The sequence below is a fragment of the Actinomadura geliboluensis genome, from assembly GCF_005889745.1.
Classification (GTDB): domain Bacteria; phylum Actinomycetota; class Actinomycetes; order Streptosporangiales; family Streptosporangiaceae; genus Spirillospora; species Spirillospora geliboluensis.
Genome location: NZ_VCKZ01000687.1, coordinates 1 through 2,131 on the forward strand (window position 1 = coordinate 1; position 2,131 = coordinate 2,131).

The 2,131-nt window shown below is 72.1% G+C and carries 2 protein-coding genes; both read left to right on the top strand.

Translation table 11 applies throughout. The features are described 5' to 3' along the window. The coding region (locus ETD96_RS43505) for a DUF3592 domain-containing protein (protein ID WP_171069537.1) at positions 1 to 254 on the top strand (254 nt) is incomplete at its 5' end. Between the two features lie 96 nt (positions 255 to 350). Beyond that, complete coding sequence (gene boxC / locus ETD96_RS43510; RefSeq protein ID WP_138642312.1) at positions 351 to 1,994, top strand: 2,3-epoxybenzoyl-CoA dihydrolase; 1,644 nt, start codon at positions 351 to 353, stop codon at positions 1,992 to 1,994. The last annotated feature ends 137 nt before the right edge of the window (positions 1,995 to 2,131 follow it).

The window sequence follows — 2,131 nt, forward strand, 5'->3', positions numbered from 1 at the left end:
GGGTGTTCGGGATCTATCCGGTGCTGGAGTTCACGACGTCCGACGGCCGTGAGATCCAGGCGCGGACGCAGGTGTCGGAGCAGTTCCCCCGGCGGCGGGGGACGGCGGTGGCGATCCTGCACGATCCGGCCGATCCCGAGCGGGTGCGCATCGACGACCTCCGGGGCCGCGGCTTCCTCAACGGGACGTACGCCGTCGTCAGCGGGCTGGTCGGCGCCGCGGCCGGTCTCTGGTTCTACTCGGCCCTGGGGTGACCCGGGGGTGACGGGTCCGTCCATGTGCTACAAACTCTTGACGTACTGACCGTGTTCTGTGGAGCATGTGGGTACGGACAGAGCGGAGGAGCGCGCATGCACGTCGAGTTCCGGACGGACCCGGCCCGCTACCGGCACTGGCGCCTGGACGTCGACGGGCCGGTCGCCACGCTCACCATGGCGGTGGACGAGCGGGGCGGCCTGGTCCCCGGCTACGAGCTGAAGCTCAACTCCTACGACCTCGGCGTGGACATCGAGCTGTACGACGCCGTCCAGCGGCTCCGGTTCGAGCACCCCGGCGTCCGCACCGTGGTGATCACCAGCGGAAGGGAGAAGGTCTTCTGCGCGGGCGCCAACATCCGGATGCTGGCCGCGTCGCCGCACTCCTGGAAGGTGAACTTCTGCAAGTTCACCAACGAGACCCGCAACGGGATCGAGGACGCGACGGAGCACTCGGGGCAGACCTACCTCGCGGCGCTCAACGGCACCGCGTCCGGCGGCGGCTACGAGCTCGCCCTCGCCTGCGAGCACATCATGCTGGTGGACGACCGGTCCTCGGCGGTGTCGCTGCCGGAGCTGCCGCTGCTCGGCGTCCTGCCCGGCACCGGCGGCCTGACCCGGGTGTCGGACAAGCGGCACGTCCGCCGCGACCGCGCCGACTACTTCTCCACCAAGGCCGAGGGGCTCGGCGGCAAGAAGGCGGTGGCGTGGCGGCTGGTGGACGAGGCCGTACCGCGCACGGCCTGGGACGCGACGGTCGCCGAGCGCGCGCGGGAGCTCGCGGCGCGCTCGTCCCGTCCCGCCGATGCCGAGGGCCTCGCGCTGGCGCCGCTCGCCAAGGAGCGCACCGACACCTCGATCTCCTACCGGCACGTGACGGCGGCGCTCGACCGCGACGCCGGCACCGTCGAGATCACCATCGCCGGGCCCGAGGCGCCCCCGGACGGCGGCTTCCACCGGGAGGACTTCTGGACGCTCGCCATGACCCGCGAGCTGGACGACCTGATCCTCGACCTGCGCACCAACGAGCTCGAGCTCGGCACCTGGGTGCTCCGCACGCGCGGCGACGCCGAGCACGTCCTCGCGCACGACCGGCTGCTGCTCGACAACTCCGGCGACTGGCTCGCCAACGAGATCGTCCTCTACCTCAAGCGGACCCTGAAGCGCCTCGACGTCACCAGCCGCAGCCTCATCGCCCTGGTCGAGCCGGGGTCGTGCTTCGCGGGCTCGCTGCTGGAGGTCGCGCTCGCCGCCGACCGCACCTACCACCTCGACGGCGTCTTCGAGGACGTCGACCCGGACGCCGACCCGGCCGCGGTCACCGTGGCCGCGATGAACCTCGGCCCGCTGCCGATGGCCAACGGCCTCACCCGGCTGGAGACCCGGCTGCTCGGCGACGAGGAGACGCTCGCCGCCGTCCGCGACGCCGCGGGCAAGCCCCTGGAGGCCGCCGACGCCGAGCGCCTCGGCCTGGCCACCTTCGCGCCCGACGACATCGACTGGGACGAGGAGGTCCGCATCGCGATCGAGGAGCGGGCCGGCTTCAGCCCCGACGCGCTGACCGGGCTGGAGGCCAACTACCGCTTCCCCGGCCCGGAGACCCTGGAGACCAAGATCTTCGGGCGGCTCACCGCCTGGCAGAACTGGATCTTCACCCGCCCGAACGCGTCCGGACCCGACGGCGCGCTGCGCCGCTACGGCACCGGCCGCCGCGCCGACTTCGACCGAAAGCGAGTCTGACCCCATGCCGACCACGGCCGACTACGGCGAGAAGATCCCCAACAACGTCGGCCTGCACGAGGACCGGCGCCTCCAGCGGGCGCTGGAGTCGTGGCAGCCCGACTTCCTGAACTGGTGGGAGTCGATGGGCCCGACCC

Excerpts from the sequence above, each read along its gene's own strand:
- boxC (WP_138642312.1), top strand. The coding sequence starts at position 351 with ATGCACGTCGAGTTCCGGACGGACCCGGCCCGCTACCGGCACTGGCGC.